Source organism: Citrobacter sp. Cc139, from assembly GCF_030334645.1.
Taxonomy (GTDB): domain Bacteria; phylum Pseudomonadota; class Gammaproteobacteria; order Enterobacterales; family Enterobacteriaceae; genus Citrobacter; species Citrobacter werkmanii.
Genome location: NZ_JAOWDM010000095.1, coordinates 247,642 through 270,435, shown reverse-complemented (window position 1 = coordinate 270,435; position 22,794 = coordinate 247,642). Strand labels below are relative to the sequence as shown.

Here is a 22,794-nt window from a genome sequence, read left to right as displayed (position 1 = left end):
GATGCACGTTGTCCGGGGCAAAGACGTTACTTCTGCCCGTAGTAGGCGTTTGGGCCGTGCTTACGCATGAAGTGTTTATTCATCAGATAACTGTCGATGGGGCTGAGGGCCGGATTAATGTCACGCGCAATCCATGCCATTTTTGCGACCTCTTCCATCACCACAGCGTTGTGTACCGCGTCGTGCGCATCTTTACCCCAGGCAAACGGACCATGCTGATACACGACTACGCCGGGCGTATGCAGAGGCTCCACGTTCCCCAGCGTTTCGATAATCACCTTGCCGGTATTCAGCTCATACTCGTCCTGAACCTCTGCTTCAGTTAATGCCCGCGTGCAGGGGATATCGCCAAAGAAGTAATCCGCATGCGTCGTGCCGAGTGCCGGAATTGCCAGACCCGCCTGCGCCCATGCCGTCGCGTGGGTTGAGTGGGTGTGCACCACGCCGCCAAGAGATAAATAGCGGCGATACAGCGCCAGATGGGTGGCGGTATCGGAAGAAGGACGATAGCGTCCTTCCACCACGTTGCCGTGCAGATCCACAACCACCATGTCATCCACTGTCATTGTTTGGTAGTCGACGCCGCTGGGCTTAATCACCACCAGCCCCCGTTCGCGGTCGATGGCGCTGACGTTACCCCAGGTAAACGTCACCAGCCCATAACGCGGCAGATCCATGTTGGCCTCAAAAACCTGCTGTTTAAGTTTTTGCATTACACCGTCTCCACCAGACCTGCGCTGGCCATCCGCGCTTTCACCCAATCGCGCGCCTTCGCCACTTCACGCGCCGGATCGTCCGTTGTTTCACTCCACATCTCAATCAGGTATGGCCCGCAATACCCACTCTGTTTGAGCGTCGCAAAACAACGTTCGAAATCGACAACACCTTCACCAAACGGCACATTTTTGAACACGCCGGGTCTGGTGTCCTTCACGTGAACGGCCACGATATGGCCTATTCCTGCCTGCAACTCCATCTGCACGTCGTTATCCCACGCCGACAAATTGCCGATATCGGGATACAGCTGGAACCACGGATTATTGAGATAGTGGGCATAACCCAGCGCCTTACTGATCGAATTCATCAGCGGATAATCCATGATCTCCATCGCCAGCGTCACCTGCGCGCGACTTGCCATCTCAACGCTCTCTTTTAGCCCCTCGCGAAATCGACGACGCGTTTCGTTATTAGCCTGCTGGTAATAGACGTCGTAACCCGCCAGTTGAATCACGCGAATACCAATATCCTGCGCAAACTGAATGGCTTTCCGCATGATCGCCAGTCCCTGATCGCGCACCGCATCATCTTCGCTCCCCAGCGGGAAACGGCGGTGAGCGCTCAGGCACATAGAAGGTACACGTACTCCCGTTTCGGCGATGGCGGCCACCAGCGCCAGACGCTGCTCGCGGCTCCAGTCAAGGCGCGCGAGGCGGGCATCGGTTTCATCAACCGACATTTCGACAAAGTCAAAACCTAACTCTTTCGCCAGCCGCAAGCGCTCCAGCCAGCACTCCCCTCCAGGGAGCGCTTTTTCATAAATACCGAGCGGGACCTGTTTCGACAGCATAGTCGCTCCTTAGCCCCACAACTGGGCGATGGAACGTTTGAACTGACGCGCCGCCTCAACCGGAGAAGCGGCATCACGAATGCTGCGGCCAGCGATAAAGACGTGAATCGGGATCCCCTGGAACAGCGGCAGATCCTCCAGCGCCAGACCGCCGGTGACGGTGACTTTAAAGCCCATATCAGACAGGCGTTTGATGGCACTGATATCCGCCTCTCCCCACGCCACACCTGCGGCCTGCGCATCACGACTGCGATGATAGACAACCTGCCCGATACCCGCGTCACGCCACTCCTGAGCCTGTTCCCAGGTCCAGTAACCGGTCAGTTCAATCTGTACGTCGCCGTTAAATTCTTTCGCCACCTCGAGCGCACCTTTGGTGGTATTGATATCCGCACAGCAGATAACAGTGACCCAATCAGCGTTGGCCTCGAAACACATGCGAGAGAGAATTTTACCCGCATCGGCGATTTTGGCGTCCGCCAGCACAATTTTATGTGGGTAGAGCGCCTTCAGGTCACGTACGGCACGTACGCCCTCAGCAACACAAAGAATGGTGCCCACCTCAATGATATCGACCTCTTCGGCGATCAGACGCGTCGTTTCATACGCAGAAGACATTGATTGGTTATCCAGCGCAACCTGCAACATAGGTAATGACATTTCGGTATCCTTTTAAACAGCCGCCGCAGTGGCGTTATCAATTAAATCCAGCACTTCCTGCGCGGTGCGGCAGGCACGTAGACGGTCGAAATTGGCTTCATCATCAAACAGATTCACGATCTGCATGATGCCCACTTCCTGATGCGTGTTGGCGTCGACCGCCGCCATCGTGATCAGAATATCCACCGGGTCGTTATCTTCGTGGTTAAACACCAACGGTGTTTTCAGCGTCACCAGCGCAAAGCCGGTCTTCTTAACGCCTTCTTCCGGGCGCCCGTGCGGCATCGCCAGTCCTGGCGCAATCACAAAGTACGGACCAAACTGTTCAACCCCATCAAGAATGGCCTGGTAGTAGCGCGGTTCAACCACGTCGGCCTTAACCAGCAGATCGACGCCCAGCTTTACCGCTTCCTGCCAGGTGTTGGCCTCGGCCTGTAGCAGGATGGCGTTATTGTCTGCCAGCGAATCACGTAATTTCATATGCCGTATCCTTACTTCACGTCCTGTGGGAAATGCGCTTTGATCACTTCCAGCAGTTTTGGTCCAAAATCGGCGGGCGACAGCATGTTGCGTACGCCAACAACATATTTATTGCCAGTTACGGCAATTTCACCGGCAATATGGGTAGAGGCGATGATGATATCCGCGCCGTTCAGTTCACTTTTGTACTCACCCACTGCGCAGCTGTTCACTGTATGGTCAATATTTGACTGGGTTAAAAACTGGTCCACTTTCATCTTCATGATCATGGAACTGCCCTGCCCATTGCCACACACAGCCAGAATACGTACGGTCATAATCGGAACTCCTTATTAAGCAGAATGTTCTGCCAGTTGTTTTTCTGCGTCTTCCTCAGCGCGCAACGTGCGTCCTGCGAAAAACATATAAGCCAGTGCAATCAGAATAATGACGGCCATAAACGCGATGCCGATGGAGGCAAAGCCCTGCATCATCGGCGGCGCCAGAATTGACCAGTCCGCCATCCCCATCCACGCGCTCATACCGGTGAGTTTCACCGCCCAGACGCAGCCAAAGATTTCAATCATCCCCATCACCAGACAAATCTTGAGCGCCGCGCGCCAGCCGCCAAAGTGGTTCGCGAACACGCCAATGGTGGCGTTGGAGAAAAACATTGGGATAAAACCAGGAATAATCAGGATGGAAGAGCCGCAGCCCACGAGGATGCCGACCGCAATCAGTTGGCCGATGGTGCCCCACATAAAGCCCCACACAACGGCATTCGGCGCAAAGCTATAGATGGCGGCACAGTCAATCGCCAATACCGCGCCCGGGATCAGACGCTGGGAGATACCGTTGAACGCTTCTGAAAGTTCGGCGACGAACATACGTACGCCCTGGGTGATGATGAAGATCGCCACGGCAAACGAAAAACCGGTCTGCAGGATGTACACCGTCCAGTGCGTTTTCCCCGCTATCGCCTGAACCACATCAATGCCGAAAGAGAGCAGGATCGCCCCGAAGAAAATGGTCATGACAATCGCGGTCGAAACGATGTTGTCATGGAAGATATTCAGCCAGCCAGGCAGTTTGAGATCTTCTACGCTCTCCTCTTTTTTACCCAGATAAGGCGCGACCTTGTAGGCAATCCATGAAGCGAACTGCTGCTGGTGGCCGATGGAAAAACCGCAGCCGTCGGTCACTTCCTGCGTCGGCTTGTACATCATATTGGAGGTAATCCCCCAGTAGAGCGACACCAGCACCGCCGTGCAGATAATGGTGGTCCACATGGAATAGCCGAAGATATAGAAAGAGACCGCAATTAAGCCCGCCTGCTGGAACATGATGTGCCCAGTGAGCATGATGGTGCGAATGCCGGTAATACGCCGCAGCAAGACGTAACAAATGTTCAGCGCCAGCGCCAACAGCACGGCATAACCTACCCAGCTATAAGCGTCTCCCATACGTTCAATGGTTGCCATCATGGAGGCATACGTATCGGAAATCGCACCATTGATACCGTAAACCTCGGACATCTTCGCCACCACCGGTTTAAACGTGCTGGTCAGAATGCCCGATCCCGCCTGCAGCAGCATAAAACCGATAATCGTTTTGATCGTGCCTTTGATAATGACGCTGACGCTTTTGCGCAACAGGATGTAGCCGAGGCAGGTCACAATACCCAACAGCAACGGCGCGTTGGTCATGACCTGATTAAAAAAGACGGTAAAGATGTTGTAGAGGATCTCCATAACGATCTCCAGTAGACAAAGTTGCTGAACATTCATTACAGATGTTCAGGATGTTGTGCCCCCACTCTAATTTTCAAAAGTAATCACAACAAGATTGAATTTGATTAAATGTGATGGAGTACGCAAATAAATCTCTTACCCGAATCAGGGTTTTATGGAACATTCATAGAGCAAAAAATAAAACTCATAAAAACAATAAAATACAAAAATAGATTGCTACAAAGCATCCCGCTACGTTGTGAGTAATAGACGCTTTACGACGGAATCAGAAAAATCCACGCATTGCCTTCTTGATAAATTGATGTCAGTATCAATCAAAATAAATCACAATTTGATTCAACTTGAACCAACATGAAGGTAAATGCGATGAGTAAAGTAAAAAGCATCACGCGCGAATCATGGATTCTGAGCACATTCCCGGAGTGGGGAAGCTGGCTGAATGAAGAGATCGAACAGGAACAGGTCGCACCTGGCACCTTTGCTATGTGGTGGCTTGGCTGTACCGGAATTTGGCTAAAGTCAGAAGGCGGGACTAACGTCTGCGTCGATTTCTGGTGCGGAACAGGTAAGCAAAGTCACGGTAATCCGCTGATGAAAACCGGTCACCAGATGCAACGCATGGCGGGCGTGAAGAAACTGCAGCCAAACCTGCGTACTACGCCGTTTGTACTTGATCCGTTTGCGATTCGCCAGATCGATGCGGTGCTGGCTACGCACGATCATAACGATCACATCGACGTTAATGTCGCGGCTGCGGTCATGCAGAACTGCGCGGACGACGTGCCGTTTATTGGGCCACAAACCTGTGTGGATCTGTGGGTCGGCTGGGGCGTGCCGAAAGATCGCTGCATCGTGGTAAAACCCGGCGATGTGGTTAAAGTGAAAGATATTGAAATTCATGCGCTTGATGCTTTTGATCGTACCGCGTTGATTACTCTTCCCGCCGATCAGAAAGCGGCGGGCGTGCTGCCGGACGGTATGGACGCGCGCGCCGTTAACTATCTGTTCAAAACACCGGGCGGCACGCTGTATCACAGCGGCGACTCACACTACTCCAACTATTATGCAAAACACGGCAATGAGCATCAGATCGACGTCGCGCTCGGATCCTATGGCGAAAACCCGCGTGGCATTACCGACAAGATGACCAGCTCCGACATGCTGCGTATGGCCGAAGCGTTGAATACAAAAGTCGTCATCCCCTTCCATCATGACATCTGGTCAAATTTCCAGGCCGATCCTCAGGAAATTCGCGTGCTGTGGGAGATGAAAAAAGATCGGCTGAAGTATGGCTTTAAGCCATTCATCTGGCAGGTAGGTGGCAAATTCACCTGGCCGCTGGATAAAGATAACTTTGAATATCACTATCCACGCGGCTTTGATGACTGTTTCACAATTGAACCGGATCTACCGTTTAAATCCTTCTTGTGATTCACACCAAATGCCGGGCATAACCCGGCATTTTTTCCCCATTTACTTTAGTATTTCCAGGCTATTTCAAATATCATCTTTTCAAATCAATTTGTATCGGAATAGCTCATGACTGAAGCACAAAGACATCAAATATTGCTGGATATGCTGGCGCAGTTGGGCTTTGTTACCGTTGAGAACGTAATTGAGCGCCTGGGGATTTCACCCGCCACAGCCCGCCGGGATATCAACAAACTCGACGAAAGCGGCAAACTCAAGAAAGTTCGTAACGGCGCAGAAGCCATCACTCAGCAGCGCCCGCGCTGGACGCCAATGAATCTGCATCAGGCGCAGAACCACGATGAAAAGGTTCGCATTGCCAAAGCGGCCTCTCAACTGGTGAATGCCGGTGAAAGCGTGGTGATCAACTGCGGATCGACCGCCTTCCTGCTCGGACGTGAAATGTGCGGCAAGCCAGTGCAGATCATCACTAATTATCTGCCGCTGGCGAACTATTTGATCGACCAGGAGCACGAGAGCGTGATCATCATGGGAGGACAATACAACAAAAGCCAATCCATCACGCTTAGCCCACAAGGTAGTGAAAATAGCCTGTATGCCGGGCACTGGATGTTCACCAGCGGTAAAGGGTTGACCGCAGATGGACTGTATAAAACCGATATGCTGACCGCGATGGCGGAGCAGAAGATGCTTAACGTGGTGGGTAAACTGGTGGTGTTGGTCGATAGCAGTAAGGTCGGTGAACGCGCGGGGATGCTGTTCAGCCGCGCCGATCAAATCGATATGCTGATTACCGGCAAAAATGCGGACCCTGAGATCCTGCAACAGCTCGAAGCTCAGGGTGTAAGCATTATGCGCGTTTAAAGATGCTGGCGGAAAAACGTCACCGTCGCAGCCAGCGCTTCTGGCGTAATGCGGTGGCGTACGCCTGCTTCCCACAGACAGGTCAGGTTATTGTCCAGACCTGCCTGAATCAGCGCCTGCTGTAAGCGAAAAGTTTCAATAGCCGGTACCACATCATCTTCCTGCCCATGCCATAGTAGCAACGGTCTGTCGGCCAGGCATGGCAACTGGTGCGTCACTTCCCATTCGGCCAGCGGCGCGATGAGGGCATCAAACGCAGCCTGCTGTTCTGGCGTCTGGACCAATAAAGGCGGAAAAAGCGTCTGCGCAAGCCGGGTAAAGTAGCCCGAACCCATCAGGCTGGCTACACATTTCACCTCGGGGTGACGAGCCATAATGCCCAGGGCCGTCATGCCCCCCATTGACGCCCCGCCTACGGCAAGCCGTTCATCTGACAGCCAATTTTCTGCCACCAGCGCCGCACGTAACGTCGAAAATTCCTGCATGTTTTGCTGCAATATGTGCCAAAAGCGGTATATCCGCCCCTGTGCGTCACCCTTGAAGCGGGCACCATGGTCTGGCGCATCTGGCATCACTACCCGGAATCCAGCCTGAGCCAGAGCAACGGCAAAATAGCTGTAGACCAGGCTGGAAGATGTAAATCCGTGATAGAAAATAATACAGGGGAGTGAACATGCGCGTTTGCCAGCCGGAACGGCGTGCAGGACAGGGATACCCGCCAACTGTCGTGTTTCAATTTCGATCATTTGTCGCCTCTTTCTTTCTGGTATGCCACGCAGCAATACTTAACGCAAGCGAATGTGTTCGACAATGATTCATAATGTTGAGAACTGGGTTACGCTTTCGCAACATTTTCATTCGAAAATCGCGTGAGAGATAACAATTCGGGAACATTCCCCTAAAGGGAAATTAATAAGGCACTACACTATGGCTATCAGGAAACGAGATAGAGTTATGCGTCGGTTTGCCTCTTTGTTGCTGGTTTTATTTTTAAGCGCCTGTAGCGTGCTACAGGGGACGCCGCAACCCGCACCTCCCGTTGCCGACCACCCGCAGGAGATCCGCCGTAACCAGAGTAATGGGTTACAGCGAATAGGGACGGTTAGCGCGCTGGTAAGAGGCTCACCGGATGATGCGCTGGCTGAAATCCGCGACAAAGCCGTCGCGGCAAAAGCTGATTATTATGTGGTCTTATTAGTCGATGAGACCATTGTGACAGGCCAATGGTATTCACAAGCGATTTTGTATCGTAAATAACATTGGTTTGAAATTTAGTCAGCTTTACATTGCTTTGCGCCCCTATGCGTTTACCTGTGCACAATAAACCAACAGCAGGAAGCTTGAGGTTTATTATCGCGATGGAATGCCCTGCCGTGTGTAGGGGTACGAATAATGGAGCTGACGATGAAACAATCACTAGCCTTATCCTCACTGCTGCTTTCTACCGGACTGGTAGGTACTACGGCGCAGTCTGCCGAGTTCGCCAGTGCTGACTGTGTTACCGGCCTGAACGAAATAGGGCTGATATCCGTCAGTAACATTGCAGGAAATCCGCAGGATGTAGAACGTGTCGTTGCGTTAAAAGCGGATGAACAAGGTGCTTCATGGTATCGGATCATTCAAATGTATGAAGATCAGCACCCCGATAACTGGCGCGTCCAGGCCATACTCTATGCGTAACAGATTGCCGGATGGGGTAAACTTATCTGGCCTGCTTTGATGATAAGACGCGCCAGCGTCGCCATCAGGCATATTATTACCGTAATCCTCCCGTTGCCCGTAGCAGCAGATCATTCTGTACCTGTTCAGACAATCGTCGTCCACCACGTGTATCCAACATCATCTGACACCAGGCCTGCGCCACTGGCGGAGAGGCATAGCGCAACATTTGCGCCCCGCAACCGAGCAGGAAAAGCTGCTGCGTAATCTCCCGTCCCAATTCTTCAATGGGTTTACGCAGGTGTTGCTGCAACTGACGAACCATCCGATCGTAATGACGATCCTGCCCTTTGACCTCGGCAAAGGCTTCGCTGAGCATATCGTAGATACCGGGTTGTTTTGCCAGCACCCGCAATACATCAAGACACATAATATTGCCGGAGCCTTCCCAGATACTGTTTACCGGCATCTCACGGTACAGACGTGGCAGCTCACTCTCCTCGCAGTAGCCAACCCCACCCAATACTTCCATCGCCTCAGCGACAAACGGCATCCCGCTTTTGCAGACAGAATATTTCGCCGCTGGCGTAAACAACCGAGCCCACAGCGCTTCTTTGGCATCAGCGCGGCGGTCCCAGGCCCGTGCCAGCCTAAACAGTAACGCAGTCTGGCCTTCCAGTTGGAGCGCCATTCGGCTTAAGACCTGACGCATCATCGGCTGTTCAATCAATGGCTTGCCAAATACCTGTCGTTGGTGCGCATGATAAATCGCCACGGAAAAGGCACGTCGCATCATGCTATGGCTACCGAGCGCACAGTCAAAACGCGTCATACCACCCATTTTCAGGATATGGCGTATACCTTCTCCTTCTTCGCCCAGCAGCCAGCCAATAGCATCATGGAATTCGACTTCGCAGCTGGCATTGGAGCGGTTGCCTAACTTATCTTTCAGCCTCTCGAGACGGATAGCATTACGTTGACCATCGGGTAAAAATCGCGGTACAAAAAAGCAGGATAATCCCCCCTTTGCCTGCGCCAGCACCAAATGGGCATCGCTTTGCGGCACAGAGAAAAACCACTTATGTCCCACCAACCGATACGAGCCGTCTGCGAGGCGTTCCGCCTGGGTGGTATTGCTCAACACATCTGAGCCCCCCTGTTTCTCGGTCATTCCCATACCGATCAGCAGCCCACGCTTTTGCCCACCAGGCAATAAATGCGAGTCATAACGGTCGCTTAGCAGCGGCGTAAACCAGTCGTGAAATTGTGAAGGTAGCATCTGCAGTAACAGCGGCGTGGCGGCAAAAGTCATGGTTACCGGACACAACGTGCCTGCTTCCACCTGCGCATGCAGCATGAAACGCGCCGCGCGGGCAACAAATGTTCCCTGCCGCGCTTCGTCTTCCCAGGCAAGGTTATGCACGCGGTTGGCGCACAGCCCCTGCATCAGCAAATGCCAGGCAGGATGAAAACGCACATCGTCCAGTCGCTGCCCCTGCGGATCGTAGCGCAAAAGCTCGGGTGGAAAAGCATTAGCCAGGCGACCCAGTTCGAGCGACTCCGCGGTACCTAGCTGCTGGCCAATACTCGCCAACACATCGCTGTCCCAGCCCGCCCCTTCGCGGATAACCGCTTCGCACAGGGCGCCATCGGACAGGTATAAGTTGCTGTTATTGAGCGGTACAGGTTGGTTAAAAACGGTATGCGTTTGCCAGTGCATTGTGTTTCCCTCCGTCAATGGCCGTGGCCTTAAGTATGGCCAGCCAGACAAGAGAGTGCCTGGGATGAAGGTCACAAAAAAGCCATCCCAGGGGATGGCTTGAGAGAAATTGAGAATGAATTAGCCGCGCTGACGAACGGCCTCAAACAGGCAGATGCCGGTCGCGACTGAAACGTTTAGCGACGAAACGCTCCCTGCCATCGGGATACTGATCAGTTCGTCACAATGTTCGCGGGTCAGACGACGCATTCCTTCGCCTTCAGCCCCCATGACCAGCGCCATACGTCCGGTCATTTTGCTCTGATAGAGAGTATGGTCGGCTTCGCCAGCGGTGCCCACAATCCAGATATTCTCTTCCTGCAGCATTCGCATCGTGCGCGCCAGGTTAGTTACGCGGATCAGCGGTACGCTTTCAGCCGCGCCACAGGCCACTTTTTTCGCCGTCGCATTCAACTGTGCGGAACGATCCTTCGGTACGATAACCGCATGTACACCAGCAGCATCCGCGCTACGCAGGCATGCGCCCAGGTTATGCGGATCGGTGACGCCATCGAGGATCAAAAAGAACGGCTGATCGAGCGCAGCAATCAGATCCGGCAGATCGTTCTCCTGATACTGACGACCCGGCTTCACGCGCGCAATAATCCCCTGATGTACCGCACCCTCGCTTTTCTCATCCAGGAACTGACGGTTAGCCAACTGAATGACAACGCCCTGCGCTTCCAGTGCATGGATCAACGGCAGCAGGCGTTTATCTTCACGGCCTTTGAGAATAAAGACGTCCTGGAAGCGCTCAGGCGCACGTTCCAGCAGAGCCTGCACCGCGTGGATGCCGTAAATCATTTCACTCATGAATGTACTCGTTAATAGTTTGTGCGTAACGCCGGGCAACATAATAGTTGCCCGACTTACAGTTTATGGCTGTTATTGTGCGACGTTCTTTTTCGCCGCACGTTTAGCTTTGGTGGCGGCAGCGATTTTACGCGTTTTTGCCGATGGCTTTTTCGCTTTTTTATCGCCTTTCTTCTCAGCCGTTTTTTTATCCGCCTGAGGTTTGGCTCTGCCTTTCTTCTCGCCGCGGAATGCGCTGTCCGGCTCGAAATTCACCTTTTTGCCCATTTGACGACGTTTACCGGTAGTTTTACCTGCATCGCCTTTTTTAGCTTTTTCGCGTGCGGTTTTGCCCTCATTGCGCGGCGCACGTTCGCTGGAGATCAAACTGAAATCGATTTTACGCTCGTCCATGTTGACCGCTTCCACGCGAACTTCCACACGATCGCCCAGGCGATACATCTGACCGCTTGACTCACCCGTCAGACGCTGCCCAACCTGGTCAAAGCGATAGTAGTCGTTATCCAGGGAGGAGACATGCACCAGACCGTCGATAAACAGTTCGTCAAGACGGACAAAGAAGCCAAACCCGGTCACGCTGGCAATTACGCCTTTAAAGACGTTACCCACCTGATCCAGCATGAAGTCACACTTCAGCCAGTCAGAGACGTCGCGCGTAGCTTCGTCAGCACGGCGTTCGGCCATCGAACAGTGCTGGCCCAGTTGCAGCATCTCTTCCATTGAATAATGATAGCCACCGGTTTCCGTGGTGTTGCCTTTATGGCCCTGCTCCTGCGCCAGCAAATATTTAATTGTACGATGCAAAGAGAGATCCGGGTAACGACGAATCGGCGAGGTAAAGTGCGCATAAGATTGCAGCGCCAGACCAAAGTGACCCCGGTTTTCTGGATCGTAAATCGCCTGCTTCATCGAGCGCAGCAGCATAGTTTGCAGCATTTCCGCGTCAGGACGGTCGGCAATCGACTCCAGCAATTCAGCGTAATCGCGCGGCTCGGGTTTATTGCCGCCAGGCAGTTCCAGGCCCAGTTCGGCCAGTACGGAACGGAAGGAGGTAATCGCTTCGGTCGTCGGCTTATCGTGAATACGGAACAAGGCTGGCTCTTTGGCTTTCTCAACGAATCGCGCCGCTGAGATGTTCGCCATGATCATGCACTCTTCAATCAGCTTGTGCGCGTCGTTACGTTGCGTCTGTTCGATACGTTCAATACGACGTTCAGCGTTGAAAATAAACTTCGCTTCTTCACTTTCAAACGAGATACCGCCGCGTTCTTCCCGGGCTTTATCCAGCACTTTGTAGAGATTATGCAGCTCTTCAATATGTTTCACTAACGGCGCATACTGCTCGCGCAGTTCCTGATCGCCCTGCAGCATGTGCCAGACTTTGGTGTAGGTCAGACGCGCATGGGAACTCATTACCGCTTCGTAGAATTTAAAGCCGGTTAACCGACCTTTCGACGAAATGGTCATTTCGCACACCATACACAGACGGTCTACCTGCGGGTTCAGCGAACACAATCCGTTAGACAGCACTTCCGGCAGCATCGGGACAACCTGCGACGGGAAGTAGACAGACGTGCCACGGCTGCGCGCTTCCTGATCCAACGGAGTCGGCGGGCGGACGTAATAGCTTACGTCAGCAATCGCCACCCATAAACGCCAGCCGCCGCCGCGTTTCTTCTCGCAGTAAACCGCATCGTCGAAGTCACGCGCATCTTCGCCATCAATAGTGACCAGCGGGAGATCGCGTAGATCGACACGCCCGACTTTCGCCTCTTCCGGCACTTCTTCTTTCAGCCCGGCAACCTGTTTTTCGACTGCCTGCGGCCAGATATACGGGATTTCATGGGTACGCAGGGCCATATCAACAGCCATGCTGGTGCCCATGTTGTCGCCCAATACTTCAACGATTTTACCCACCGCTTTGGTGCGACGGGTTGGACGCTGGGTCAGCTCAACCACGACCACAAAGCCCATACGCGCCCCCATCACCTCTTCCGGCGGAATAAGGATATCGAAGCTCAGGCGGCTATCGTCCGGGACGACAAACCCGACCCCAGCGTCGGTGAAGTAGCGGCCGACAATCTGGCTGGTTTTCGGCACCAGTACGCGCACAATACGCGCTTCGCGACGACCTTTACGGTCCGCGCCCAGCGGCTGCGCCAGCACCTGATCGCCATGAATGCAGGTTTTCATCTGCTCGCTGGACAGGTACAGGTCATCTTTGCGGCCTTCAACGCGCAGAAAGCCGTAGCCATCACGGTGGCCAATAACGGTACCTTTCAGCAGGTCAAGACGTTCCGGCAGCGCGTAGCACTGACGACGAGTGAAGACCAGTTGCCCGTCACGCTCCATCGCGCGCAGGCGACGACGCAGCGCTTCTTGCTGTTCTTCACCTTCAATGTTGAGTTCAGCGGCCAACTCATCGCGGTTGGCCGGTTTTTCACGTTTAGTTAAATGTTCGAGGATAAATTCCCGGCTCGGGATAGGGTTCGCGTATTTTTCAGCTTCGCGTTCCTGGAAAGGATCTTGTGACATCTCGGTTCCTCCGTTGTCAGCTCTGATGAAGATTTTCGTCACTCCACCAGCAATAATTTATAAAGCGGTTGATTTTCTTCAACCAAATCAGCAAGTGTGTAGTTGTCCAGTTCCGTGAGAAAACTTTGCACTGCTTTAGAAAGCGCCTGTTTGAGTCGGCAGGCAGGGGTTATGTGGCAAAACTCGCTGCTACAGTTGACCAGCGATAAGGGTTCCAGCTCGCGAACCACATCACCAATATCAATATCCTTAGCGGGTTTACCCAGGCGGATACCGCCATTTTTTCCTCGAATAGCAGTAACAAAGCCCGCCCGGCTAAGTTGATTGATTATTTTGACCATATGATTACGGGACACGCCGTAGACTTCTGTCACCTCAGAAATACTGGTCATACGTCCTTCGGGAAGTGACGCCATGTAGATTAGCGCACGTAATCCGTAATCGGTGAAACTTGTTAACTGCACATCAACCTCAGGAAAAGGGATAAAACGGATAAACCTGGTGGTATTAATTATATTGATGATAAACCAGCCACCAGCCAGGTCGCTAATTTATTTCAGTTCGGGAAGGAAAAAAGCGAGGAACTTACGTGATTTTAAGCCGGATTCTAATGCAAAACGCATCATCCGGCCTAAGATAGTGCAAGCGCAGCGCCATTCGACGCTACGCCATAACCAGAATTATGCGTCGAACGGGTCGCGCAGGATCATGGTTTCAGTACGGTCTGGGCCAGTTGAGATAATATCAATCGGCACACCGGTCAGTTCTTCAATACGCTTGATGTAGTTCAGCGCCGCCTGCGGCAGACCACTACGTTCCTTCACGCCAAAGGTGGATTCAGACCAGCCTGGCATGGTTTCGTAAATCGGCTCGATACCTTTCCAGTCGTCAGCCGCCAGCGGGGTAGTCGTAACTTCACGGCCATCCGGCATACGGTAAGCGACACAGATTTTCACCTCTTTCAAACCGTCCAGTACGTCCAGTTTGGTCAGGCAGAAGCCAGACAGGGAGTTAATCTGTACTGCACGACGTACGGCAACAGAGTCCAGCCAACCGGTACGACGACGACGACCAGTGGTTGCGCCATACTCGTTACCTTGTTTGCACAGGAACTCGCCAACGTCATCAAACAGCTCTGTCGGGAACGGACCCGCGCCAACACGAGTAGAGTAAGCTTTGATGATACCCAGCACGTAATCCACATAACGTGGGCCCAGGCCGGAGCCAGTCGCCACGCCACCCGCGGTGGTGTTGGAGGAGGTGACGTACGGATAAGTACCGTGGTCGATATCCAGCAGCGTACCCTGCGCGCCTTCGAACATGACGAAATCGCCACGCTTACGCGCCTGGTCCAGCAGATCGGAAACATCAACAACCATAGAAGTCAGGATGTCGGCAATCGCCATCACATCATCCAGCACTTTCTGGTAGTCAACCGCTTCGACTTTATAGAAATTCACCAACTGGAAGTTGTGATATTCCATCACTTCTTTCAGTTTTTCAGCGAAGGTTGCTTTATCAAACAGATCGCCAACGCGCAGACCGCGACGAGCCACTTTATCTTCATAAGCCGGGCCGATACCGCGACCGGTAGTACCGATCGCTTTCTCGCCACGCGCTTTCTCACGAGCGTTATCCAACGCAACGTGATAATCAAGGATCAGCGGACAAGCTTCAGACAGCAGCAGGCGCTCGCGAACCGGGATACCACGATCTTCCAGCCCTTTCATTTCTTTCATCAGCGCGGACGGAGACAGTACAACACCGTTACCGATGATGCTGATGACATTCTCGCGAAGAATACCTGATGGAATAAGATGGAGGACGGTTTTTTCACCGTTGATTACGAGAGTATGGCCTGCGTTGTGTCCACCCTGGTAGCGCACAACATATTTAGCCCGTTCAGTCAGAAGATCGACGATCTTCCCTTTACCTTCGTCACCCCATTGGGTGCCCAGTACGACGACGTTGTTACCCATTTTTCAAAATCACCGTTTGCTTAAAAATGGATTCTACCACCGCTTTTTCAGATATACAGCACTTTTTGCATGCTAAAATCCGCAAATTAGGCTACTTATTGATCAGCCAATCGTTTTCCTCAACATGTAGTAGACCACAACGCCCGCAACCACAAGACCTCCACCAAAACGACGCAAAGTATTTTCGGGGAGTTGCGCCATCGCGGAGATCATTTTCTTCCATGCGCCGGGATAAAGCATCGGACCCAGACCTTCCAGCACCAAAACCAGCGCGAGTGCCAGCAAAATTGTTGAATTCATCCATCGTCCTTATATAAAAAGAAAACCACCGCATCCCTGGGGACGCCGGTGGTTTTGCTGGTTTAAAACCGCTGAAACTATTTTAGCGTGTCGCGGTATTCGGTGTCTTCATGTAGCGGAAGAAATCGCTGTCCGGGCTCATGACCATCACGTCCTGGTTACCTTCGAAGCTCTTCTCATATGCACGCAGGCTACGAATGAAGGCGTAGAAGTCAGGATCCTGGCTGAACGCGTCGGCAAACAGTTTAGCGGCTTCTGCATCGCCTTCACCGCGCATAATGCGGCCCTGACGCTCAGATTCTGCCAGCGTTTTCGTTACTTCGTAATCCGCCGTTGCACGCAGTTTTTCCGCTTCTTCCTGACCTTGTGAACGATGGCGACGCGCTACCGCTTCACGCTCAGCGCGCATACGGTTGTAGATAGCCTCAGATACTTCCGCAGGCAGGTTAATTTGCTTAATACGCACGTCAACCACTTCGATCCCCAACGCCGCCATACTGTTCGGGTTGATGACCGGTACTTTACCGTTCGTTTCAGCCTGAACACGCTCAGCCGCTTCGGCAATCGCACTATCCGCCGCCGGCGTCGCGACTTCATCTTCCGTACCAGCAGAACCGGAGTTCAGCGCGTCACGGACTTCCAGAGTCAGACGACCACGGGAATCGGTAACGATGTCTTTCACGTCGAGACGACCGATTTCAGAACGCAGACGGTCAGAGAACTTACGTTTCAGCAGGACTTCTGCCTGAGAAACATCGCCACCGCCCGTTGCCAGGTAGTAACGGCTAAAGTCACTGATGCGCCACTTGATGTAGGAGTCAACAATCAGGTCTTTCTTCTCTTTGGTGACAAAGCGATCGGCCTGGTTGTCCATGGTCTGAATACGCGCATCCAGCATCTTCACTGATTCAATAAACGGAATCTTGAAGTGCAGGCCAGGTGCAACGACCAGCGGCTTGTTTTCATCGTCACGCAGAACTTTACCAAAGCGCAGCGTAATACCGCGCTCGCCTTCTTTGACCACAAAGACAGACATGAACAGAACTACCAGAACGATGATGATAATCGCAATAACTGACTTACGCATCGTTATTCCCCCTGACGCTGGTAGTCGTTACGCTGCGCGTTCGCGCGGCGTTGGTCCATAATATCGCCCTGACTGGTGGACGAGGTGTTGCTTGCTCCAGTGCTGGAGGTCGTCGCTGGCGGCAGACGCAGCAGGTTTGAACTGCTGTCACTCTTTGCTGCTGGCGCACTACCGCCTTTCAGCATTTGATCCAGCGGCAGAACCATCAGATTGCTGCCCTTATCGTTAACCAGGACTTTGCGGGTATTGCTCAGCACTTTTTCCATGGTCTCGATATACAGACGCTCGCGAGTAATTTGCGGCGCGGCTTTATATTCCGGCAGAATTTTCGCGAAGCGCGCCACTTCACCCTGAGCTTCCAGGATGGTTTGCGTTTTGTAAGCACGCGCTTCTTCCAGAATACGCTGCGCCTGACCGTTCGCACGCGGCTGAACTTCGTTGGTGTACGCTTCCGCTTCACGGATGTACTGCTGTTCGTTTTCGCGCGCGGCAATCGCATCGTCAAACGCAGCTTTTACCTCTTCCGGCGGACGTGCGGCCTGGAAGTTGACGTCCAGCAGGGTGATACCCATGTTGTACGGACGGATCGTTTCTTCCAGTTCACGCTGGGTATCGCTACGAATAACGGTACGCCCTTCGGTCAGGATACGGTCCATAGTGTACTTCCCGATAACGCCACGTAGTGCGCTGTCGGTTGCCTGACGCAGGCTGTCATCCGCGCTGGTTACGCTAAACAGGTAACGCTGCGGATCGGTCACGCGGTACTGCACGTTCATTTCAACGCGCACAACGTTTTCGTCAGATGTCAGCATGACGCCAGATGCGGCAAGTTCACGCACGGCTTCAACGTTGACCGGAGTCACTTCGTCGATAAAGGTCGGTTTCCAGTTCAGACCCGGCTCAACCAAATGGCTGAATTTACCGAAGCGTGTCACCACGCCGCGTTCCGCTTCTTTAATGGTGTAGAAACCGCTGGCCGCCCAGATTATGACGATAGCGGCCGCAGCGATAGTAAAGACCCGGCCGCCCAGTTGCGGACGCGGGCCTTGCGATGAACTACCGCCGCCAGAACCAGTACCTTTACCGCCGCCCAGACCACCGAGCTTTTTGCTCAGTTTGCGGAAGATATCATCCAGATCGGGAGGTCCCTGATCGCGCCCACCTTTGTTTCCATTTCCCTCAGGGTTGCCGCCAGGTTTGCTGCTTCCCCACGGGTCGCGGTCTTGTCCGTTATTACCGGGCTGATTCCACGCCATTTTTGTGCTCCATATTTGTTATGCGATGCTATACCTGCGTCTTTTGTGCTGCCGATGCGTTGGCTACGCAAAATCCACAAGGTATAGAGGCGAAAAAATCTTCAGGCCATATCCGTCAGATCAGACAACATAGTCTTCCAGTGCCGGTTCTTGTTTACAGAGGCGACGCCAGTCTACGATCGGCATACGAACCTGCAGACCTACGCTGCCGTCCTCCTCCATCCACTCTTTTTCTATTGCCTGAAGTTGATAAAACCGGCTTCTCAGACGCCCTTCCTGCGGCGGCAAACGCAACGTATGCTGCGCCACCTCACCGGAAAGCCGCTCAGTCAAAGCCTGAAAAAGCTGTGGTATACCTATTCCCGTTTGCGCTGAAACCCAAACGCGAATGGGTTTATTCTCTTCATCTCTGTCGATACGCGGTTCAAAGTCATCCAGCATATCGATTTTATTCATCACCAGCAGGGTCGGGATCTCATGCGCATCGATCTCCTCAAGCACCGTATCGACGGCCTCGATGTTTTCTTGCACACGAAAATCTGCTGCATCAATAACGTGCAGCAGCAATGTCGCCTGACGTGTTTCCTGCAAGGTGGCTTTAAATGCCGCCACCAGGTCGTGCGGTAAGTGACGGATAAACCCTACGGTATCCGCCAGCACGGTTTCACCGACATCCGCGACGTCGATCCGCCGCAGGGTCGGGTCCAGGGTCGCAAACAGTTGATCCGCTGCGTAGACCCGGGCTTCAGTTATCTGGTTGAACAGGGTGGATTTTCCGGCGTTGGTATATCCCACCAGTGATACGGTCGGGACATCCGCTTTCTTACGCGACTGTCGCCCCTGCTCACGTTGCTTTTCAACTTTTTCCAGGCGCGACTGTATCTGCAAAATGCGATTACGCAGCAAACGACGGTCGGTTTCGAGCTGGGTTTCACCCGGACCGCGCAAACCAATCCCGCCCTTTTGCCTTTCAAGGTGGGTCCAGCCACGGACCAAACGCGTAGCCATATGGCGCAGTTGCGCCAGCTCAACCTGCAACTTACCCTCATGGGTTCGCGCACGCTGGGCAAAAATATCCAGAATAAGACCAGTCCTGTCGATAACCAGACACTGGCACAATTGTTCCAGGTTACGTTCCTGGGCAGGGCTTAGAGCATGATCAAAAATCACCACCGCAGCGCCAGTCGCTTTTACGGCTTCGGCAATTTCGATTGCCTTGCCTTCACCAACAAAATACTTCGGGTGCGGTGCTTTACGGCTCCCGGTAATCACCTGCATTGCTTCGACACCGGCGGAAGAGACCAGAGATTCAAACTCCTGGAGGTCTTCCATATCTTTGTCTTGCGAAAAATAGATGTGTACCAGTACCGCCTGCTCACCGGCATCATAACGGTCAAACAAGCGTCAACCCCTTAATATGTATCAACGGGGAACGCAGGTTCGCTGGCTCCCCGTATGTAAAACAGCAATCAACCTTATTCGGTTTCTTCGCTGTCCTGTTGCGCAGATGAACCTTGCGCGTTGCTACCGTGATGGTAGTTGCTGCCAGTGCCGCCGGTGGCATTATTGCTGTGATGGGAAACCGGGCGAGACGGGACAACAGTAGAAATCGCGTGCTTATAAACCATCTGGCTGACCGTGTTTTTCAACAGGATCACGAACTGATCAAAAGACTCGATTTGACCTTGCAGCTTAATACCATTCACCAAATAAATAGAAACTGGAACACGTTCCCGACGCAGTGCGTTCAGGAACGGATCTTGTAAAGATTGCCCCTTAGCCATTCTCTCTTTTCCTTATATGCTTATTTGTACTTTGAACCTTTCGATTCTGAAAAATTGCGCACGATACGTTTCAATTGTACACATTCAGTTCGCGATAGCACCAACAACCTGTAATACTTCGTTTCGCGCCTGGTCAGGCTTTTCACTGTCAAGCCAGTGCACCCCTTCCCAACCACGCAACCAGGTCACCTGCCGCTTCGCCAACTGCCTCGTGGCGCAAACACCTCTATAAACCATTTCATCGTATGAAATTTCGCCTTCAATGTATGACCACATCTGGCGATACCCGACACAACGAATGGAAGGCAAATCCGTATGCAAATCTCCACGGGCAAAAAGCGCCCGGACTTCTGCTTCAAAACCTGAAGCTAACATCTGATGAAAACGCTGCTCAATTCGCTGATGGAGCAGTTCACGGCTCGCCGGGGCGATTGCAAACTGATGCACCTCATACGGCAAAGCATCTCCTGACGTTTGCGTCAGCTCCGTTAAAGTTTTACCCGAAATGAAAAAAACTTCCAGTGCCCGGGAAAGTCTTTGCGGATCATTTGGATGAATACGCGCGGCAGCTACGGGATCGATCTCCTGAAGCTGTCGGTGTAACGCATCCCACCCATGCTCTGCCGCCTGCTGCTCAATTCTGGCCCTGACGTCCGGGTCCGCCGACGGTAACGGCGACAGCCCTTCAAGCAAGGCTTTGAAATATAACATTGTGCCGCCCACCAGCAGCGGAATACGCCCCGCGGCGGTGATATCGGCCATCTCGGCTAACGCATCGCGGCGAAAATCCGCAGCAGAGTATGCTTGCGACGGATCGCGAATATCCAGTAATCGGTGCGGCGCGGCCTGTAATTCATCTGCATCAGGCTTGGCTGTACCGATATCCATCCCTTTGTAAATAAGGGCGGAATCAACGCTTATCAACTCTACAGGCAAAACTTTACGCAATTCAATTGCGAGCGCTGTTTTACCGGAGGCCGTTGGCCCCATTAAAAAAATCGCCTTTGGCAGGCTCGCCTTACGGGTATCACTCATGTTTCAGGGCATTCATTACCGAATGTAAATCAACAGGTTGTAACAGACCACCCGGCGGCGCCTTCACGAGTTGTGGGCAAAGCCGCTCAACATCCGCTAACAGCGTAATCGCCTGGGCCATGCTCCACTGCGGATGCTCGCTAATCAGGTTACGTGCAATCCACTGTGCAATATTGCCCGGCTCGAATACGGACTGCTGCGCCAGGTAGCCTATCAGTTCAGGAATCAAGATTTGTAAATTTTGTTGGCGTAAGGGTAAAGGCACTGCCCGGATGGTCACATGCTGCGCATCCAGTTGAAATTCAATGCCCAGATCGGCCAGTTGGCTCTGCCCTTTCTGCAGCGCCGCTTTTTCATCGGCGGTCACTTTTAGACGTAAAGGAATCAGTAATGGTTGGGCGCAAACAGCCCCCTGTCCCGGCGTTAATTGCGCCTGACGCAGCCAACGTTCCGCCACAGGTAATGCCAGTAACCGAATATGACCATCGCATTCGAGTAACGCACAGTCCGCACCGACAATCGTTAGCACCCGACCAAACCCCTGACTGTTGCCGGACAGAGGAGCCGATGGCGCTTCAGATACCGGCGCTTTACGCGTTGGAACTGGCGTCTGCAGCAGTTGCTGATAAATCTCACCCTGCTGCTTTTGATATCCAGGCTGGGCATGAGGCCAGCTGGCGCCCGCCTGACGACCACCACCGCCAGCGGGGGCAGAGTAGCGAGGTGCAGCAGCTTCACGCGCCGGAGCGGGCTCGGCAAAATGGTTACGTCCGGCTGCAACGCGGTTTTCCGGGATGTGCCGTGGGGCAGGTTCGTCGTCATCAGCCAACGGCAGCGGCGTTTCAAGCTGCTGTTGCAGAACGCTCAATACGCCCTGGTAGATAAAATCATGTACCAGACGCGACTGATGGAAACGGACTTCATGCTTGGCGGGATGCACATTAACATCCACCTGATGCGGATCGATTTCCAGATATAAAACAAATGCCGGCTGCTGATCGGCGCCCAGCTTATCTTCACAGGCCTGGCGGATAGCGTGGTTGATCAGGCGGTCACGCATCATCCTGCCATTCACGTAACAGTACTGGATTTCCGCCAGCGCCGTCGTTGTGTGGTGAGGATCGGCTACCCAGCCCCGTAGCGTCAAATCGCCATGCTGCCATTCAATCGCCAGCGCATGTTCCAGAAACGGCATACCGCAAATCGCGCCCAGACGGCGCTCTTTTTGTCCATCCGCAGCCACTGCACGGTACTGACGCACCACTTTGCCGTTGTGCGACAAATTAATCGTCACATCAAAACGCGCCAGCGCAATGCGGCGGATAATCTCATCGATATGATTAAATTCGGTTTTCTCGGTGCGCATAAACTTGCGCCGCGCCGGGGTGTTGTAGAACAGATCCAACACCTCCAGCGTGGTACCCACCGGATGCGCGGCGGGTTTAACCGTGACATCCATGTCGCGTCCTTCAGCATAGGCTTGCCAGGCTTCAGGCTGCTCTTGCGTGCGCGACGTCAGGGTTAAACGAGAGACCGAGCTAATACTGGCTAACGCTTCGCCGCGAAACCCAAGGCTCACGATGGCTTCGAGATCGTCAAGCGAGGCAATTTTACTGGTGGCATGACGCGCCAGCGCCAGCGCCAGCTCGTCTTTTTTAATCCCGCAGCCGTTGTCACGAATACGAATAAGCTTCGCGCCGCCGCGTTCGATATCAATATCAATACGCGTCGCGCCGGCATCGATACTGTTTTCCACCAGTTCTTTCACCACTGACGCAGGCCGTTCTACCACCTCGCCCGCGGCAATCTGGTTCGCCAACTGTGGCGGTAGAACCTGAATCGGCATGGCTAATCC

At 53.2% G+C, this 22,794-nt stretch carries 23 protein-coding genes; 4 read left to right on the top strand and 19 right to left on the bottom strand.

What is annotated here, in order from left to right:
- Positions 1-26: 26 nt before the first annotated feature.
- The 6 genes from OGV69_RS24600 to ulaA are packed head-to-tail and all read right to left on the bottom strand — an operon-like array spanning position 27 to position 4,437.
- A complete protein-coding gene (locus OGV69_RS24600; protein ID WP_069324740.1) occupies positions 27-713 on the bottom strand; it encodes an L-ribulose-5-phosphate 4-epimerase in 687 nt (228 codons plus the stop codon).
- Positions 713-1,567 carry an L-ribulose-5-phosphate 3-epimerase gene (locus OGV69_RS24595; RefSeq protein ID WP_038636566.1) on the bottom strand — a complete coding sequence of 285 codons (855 nt, stop codon included), beginning with the start codon at positions 1,565-1,567 and terminating at the stop codon, positions 713-715. Before OGV69_RS24595 ends, OGV69_RS24600 begins: the two co-directional genes overlap by 1 nt.
- Positions 1,568-1,576: 9 nt before the next feature.
- A complete protein-coding gene (gene ulaD, locus OGV69_RS24590; protein ID WP_032940270.1) occupies positions 1,577-2,227 on the bottom strand; it encodes a 3-keto-L-gulonate-6-phosphate decarboxylase UlaD in 651 nt (216 codons plus the stop codon).
- A 12-nt stretch (positions 2,228-2,239) separates the two neighbouring features.
- The gene (gene ulaC / locus OGV69_RS24585) at positions 2,240-2,707 is read right to left on the bottom strand and encodes a PTS ascorbate transporter subunit IIA (RefSeq protein WP_038636563.1); all 468 of its coding nucleotides are present in this window, start codon (positions 2,705-2,707) and stop codon (positions 2,240-2,242) included.
- A gap of 11 nt (positions 2,708-2,718) precedes the next feature.
- Positions 2,719-3,024 (bottom strand): PTS ascorbate transporter subunit IIB, encoded by a 306-nt coding sequence (gene ulaB / locus OGV69_RS24580; protein ID WP_069324739.1) that lies wholly within the window; start codon positions 3,022-3,024, stop codon positions 2,719-2,721.
- Between the two features lie 15 nt (positions 3,025-3,039).
- A complete protein-coding gene (ulaA, locus tag OGV69_RS24575; protein ID WP_069324738.1) occupies positions 3,040-4,437 on the bottom strand; it encodes a PTS ascorbate transporter subunit IIC in 1,398 nt (465 codons plus the stop codon).
- Positions 4,438-4,803: 366 nt separating this feature from the next.
- Between ulaA and ulaG the strand changes: the two genes are divergently transcribed.
- Positions 4,804-5,868, top strand: a complete 1,065-nt coding sequence (ulaG, locus tag OGV69_RS24570; protein ID WP_038636551.1) for an L-ascorbate 6-phosphate lactonase — start codon at positions 4,804-4,806, stop codon at positions 5,866-5,868.
- Between the two features lie 108 nt (positions 5,869-5,976).
- Entirely contained in the window at positions 5,977-6,732 is a 756-nt protein-coding gene (ulaR, locus tag OGV69_RS24565; RefSeq protein ID WP_006686325.1) for an HTH-type transcriptional regulator UlaR, read from the top strand.
- On the opposite strand, the gene yjfP is transcribed toward ulaR, so the two are convergent.
- Positions 6,729-7,478 (bottom strand): esterase, encoded by a 750-nt coding sequence (gene yjfP, locus OGV69_RS24560; RefSeq protein WP_069324737.1) that lies wholly within the window; start codon positions 7,476-7,478, stop codon positions 6,729-6,731. The genes ulaR and yjfP overlap by 4 nt on opposite strands.
- Before the next feature lie 181 nt (positions 7,479-7,659).
- On the opposite strand from yjfP, the gene bsmA reads away from it, so the two are divergent.
- Together bsmA and yjfN are read left to right on the top strand one after the other, a co-directional pair.
- Positions 7,660-7,989, top strand: a complete 330-nt coding sequence (bsmA, locus tag OGV69_RS24555) for a biofilm peroxide resistance protein BsmA (RefSeq protein ID WP_038636544.1) — start codon at positions 7,660-7,662, stop codon at positions 7,987-7,989.
- A 147-nt stretch (positions 7,990-8,136) separates the two neighbouring features.
- A complete protein-coding gene (gene yjfN, locus OGV69_RS24550; RefSeq protein WP_077223936.1) occupies positions 8,137-8,412 on the top strand; it encodes a DUF1471 family protease activator YjfN in 276 nt (91 codons plus the stop codon).
- Positions 8,413-8,488: 76 nt separating this feature from the next.
- Here the strand turns inward: yjfN and OGV69_RS24545 are convergent, their stop codons facing one another.
- The 12 genes from OGV69_RS24545 to mutL all read right to left on the bottom strand — a co-directional run bounded on the left by OGV69_RS24545 (position 8,489) and on the right by mutL (position 22,785).
- A complete protein-coding gene (locus tag OGV69_RS24545) occupies positions 8,489-10,111 on the bottom strand; it encodes an isovaleryl-CoA dehydrogenase (protein ID WP_038636537.1) in 1,623 nt (540 codons plus the stop codon).
- A 120-nt stretch (positions 10,112-10,231) separates the two neighbouring features.
- On the bottom strand, positions 10,232-10,963 hold the full coding sequence (gene rlmB / locus OGV69_RS24540) for a 23S rRNA (guanosine(2251)-2'-O)-methyltransferase RlmB (RefSeq protein ID WP_038636534.1): 732 nt from the start codon (positions 10,961-10,963) through the stop codon (positions 10,232-10,234).
- A gap of 72 nt (positions 10,964-11,035) precedes the next feature.
- Entirely contained in the window at positions 11,036-13,498 is a 2,463-nt protein-coding gene (gene rnr, locus OGV69_RS24535) for a ribonuclease R (protein ID WP_069324736.1), read from the bottom strand.
- A 38-nt stretch (positions 13,499-13,536) separates the two neighbouring features.
- Positions 13,537-13,962 (bottom strand): nitric oxide-sensing transcriptional repressor NsrR, encoded by a 426-nt coding sequence (gene nsrR, locus OGV69_RS24530; RefSeq protein ID WP_069324735.1) that lies wholly within the window; start codon positions 13,960-13,962, stop codon positions 13,537-13,539.
- A gap of 216 nt (positions 13,963-14,178) precedes the next feature.
- Positions 14,179-15,477 (bottom strand): adenylosuccinate synthase, encoded by a 1,299-nt coding sequence (gene purA, locus OGV69_RS24525; RefSeq protein WP_003025606.1) that lies wholly within the window; start codon positions 15,475-15,477, stop codon positions 14,179-14,181.
- A gap of 102 nt (positions 15,478-15,579) precedes the next feature.
- The gene (locus OGV69_RS24520; RefSeq protein ID WP_006686310.1) at positions 15,580-15,777 is read right to left on the bottom strand and encodes a DUF2065 domain-containing protein; all 198 of its coding nucleotides are present in this window, start codon (positions 15,775-15,777) and stop codon (positions 15,580-15,582) included.
- An 82-nt stretch (positions 15,778-15,859) separates the two neighbouring features.
- Positions 15,860-16,864, bottom strand: a complete 1,005-nt coding sequence (gene hflC / locus OGV69_RS24515) for a protease modulator HflC (RefSeq protein WP_003830491.1) — start codon at positions 16,862-16,864, stop codon at positions 15,860-15,862.
- A 2-nt stretch (positions 16,865-16,866) separates the two neighbouring features.
- Positions 16,867-18,120, bottom strand: a complete 1,254-nt coding sequence (gene hflK, locus OGV69_RS24510; RefSeq protein ID WP_069324734.1) for an FtsH protease activity modulator HflK — start codon at positions 18,118-18,120, stop codon at positions 16,867-16,869.
- 120 nt (positions 18,121-18,240) lie between these two features.
- Positions 18,241-19,521 (bottom strand): ribosome rescue GTPase HflX, encoded by a 1,281-nt coding sequence (hflX, locus tag OGV69_RS24505; RefSeq protein ID WP_003025589.1) that lies wholly within the window; start codon positions 19,519-19,521, stop codon positions 18,241-18,243.
- Between the two features lie 74 nt (positions 19,522-19,595).
- Positions 19,596-19,904, bottom strand: a complete 309-nt coding sequence (gene hfq / locus OGV69_RS24500; RefSeq protein WP_003025584.1) for an RNA chaperone Hfq — start codon at positions 19,902-19,904, stop codon at positions 19,596-19,598.
- A gap of 84 nt (positions 19,905-19,988) precedes the next feature.
- Complete coding sequence (gene miaA, locus OGV69_RS24495) at positions 19,989-20,939, bottom strand: tRNA (adenosine(37)-N6)-dimethylallyltransferase MiaA (protein ID WP_038636521.1); 951 nt, start codon at positions 20,937-20,939, stop codon at positions 19,989-19,991.
- A complete protein-coding gene (gene mutL / locus OGV69_RS24490; RefSeq protein WP_069324733.1) occupies positions 20,932-22,785 on the bottom strand; it encodes a DNA mismatch repair endonuclease MutL in 1,854 nt (617 codons plus the stop codon). Before mutL ends, miaA begins: the two co-directional genes overlap by 8 nt.
- Positions 22,786-22,794 lie beyond the last annotated feature (9 nt).

What these genes read in the sequence shown, in the direction of transcription:
- OGV69_RS24545 (WP_038636537.1), bottom strand. Translation starts at nt 10,111, where the DNA reads ATGCACTGGCAAACGCATACCGTTTTTAACCAACCTGTACCGCTCAAT.
- ulaC (WP_038636563.1), bottom strand. Translation starts at nt 2,707, where the DNA reads ATGAAATTACGTGATTCGCTGGCAGACAATAACGCCATCCTGCTACAG.
- rlmB (WP_038636534.1), bottom strand. Translation starts at nt 10,963, where the DNA reads ATGAGTGAAATGATTTACGGCATCCACGCGGTGCAGGCTCTGCTGGAA.
- ulaD (WP_032940270.1), bottom strand. Translation starts at nt 2,227, where the DNA reads ATGTCATTACCTATGTTGCAGGTTGCGCTGGATAACCAATCAATGTCT.
- yjfP (WP_069324737.1), bottom strand. Translation starts at nt 7,478, where the DNA reads ATGATCGAAATTGAAACACGACAGTTGGCGGGTATCCCTGTCCTGCAC.
- hfq (WP_003025584.1), bottom strand. Translation starts at nt 19,904, where the DNA reads ATGGCTAAGGGGCAATCTTTACAAGATCCGTTCCTGAACGCACTGCGT.
- rnr (WP_069324736.1), bottom strand. Translation starts at nt 13,498, where the DNA reads ATGTCACAAGATCCTTTCCAGGAACGCGAAGCTGAAAAATACGCGAAC.
- yjfN (WP_077223936.1), top strand. Translation starts at nt 8,137, where the DNA reads ATGAAACAATCACTAGCCTTATCCTCACTGCTGCTTTCTACCGGACTG.
- purA (WP_003025606.1), bottom strand. Translation starts at nt 15,477, where the DNA reads ATGGGTAACAACGTCGTCGTACTGGGCACCCAATGGGGTGACGAAGGT.
- hflK (WP_069324734.1), bottom strand. Translation starts at nt 18,120, where the DNA reads ATGGCGTGGAATCAGCCCGGTAATAACGGACAAGACCGCGACCCGTGG.
- OGV69_RS24520 (WP_006686310.1), bottom strand. Translation starts at nt 15,777, where the DNA reads ATGAATTCAACAATTTTGCTGGCACTCGCGCTGGTTTTGGTGCTGGAA.
- OGV69_RS24595 (WP_038636566.1), bottom strand. Translation starts at nt 1,567, where the DNA reads ATGCTGTCGAAACAGGTCCCGCTCGGTATTTATGAAAAAGCGCTCCCT.
- ulaA (WP_069324738.1), bottom strand. Translation starts at nt 4,437, where the DNA reads ATGGAGATCCTCTACAACATCTTTACCGTCTTTTTTAATCAGGTCATG.
- OGV69_RS24600 (WP_069324740.1), bottom strand. Translation starts at nt 713, where the DNA reads ATGCAAAAACTTAAACAGCAGGTTTTTGAGGCCAACATGGATCTGCCG.
- mutL (WP_069324733.1), bottom strand. Translation starts at nt 22,785, where the DNA reads ATGCCGATTCAGGTTCTACCGCCACAGTTGGCGAACCAGATTGCCGCG.
- miaA (WP_038636521.1), bottom strand. Translation starts at nt 20,939, where the DNA reads ATGAGTGATACCCGTAAGGCGAGCCTGCCAAAGGCGATTTTTTTAATG.
- ulaG (WP_038636551.1), top strand. Translation starts at nt 4,804, where the DNA reads ATGAGTAAAGTAAAAAGCATCACGCGCGAATCATGGATTCTGAGCACA.
- ulaR (WP_006686325.1), top strand. Translation starts at nt 5,977, where the DNA reads ATGACTGAAGCACAAAGACATCAAATATTGCTGGATATGCTGGCGCAG.
- bsmA (WP_038636544.1), top strand. Translation starts at nt 7,660, where the DNA reads ATGGCTATCAGGAAACGAGATAGAGTTATGCGTCGGTTTGCCTCTTTG.
- ulaB (WP_069324739.1), bottom strand. Translation starts at nt 3,024, where the DNA reads ATGACCGTACGTATTCTGGCTGTGTGTGGCAATGGGCAGGGCAGTTCC.
- hflC (WP_003830491.1), bottom strand. Translation starts at nt 16,864, where the DNA reads ATGCGTAAGTCAGTTATTGCGATTATCATCATCGTTCTGGTAGTTCTG.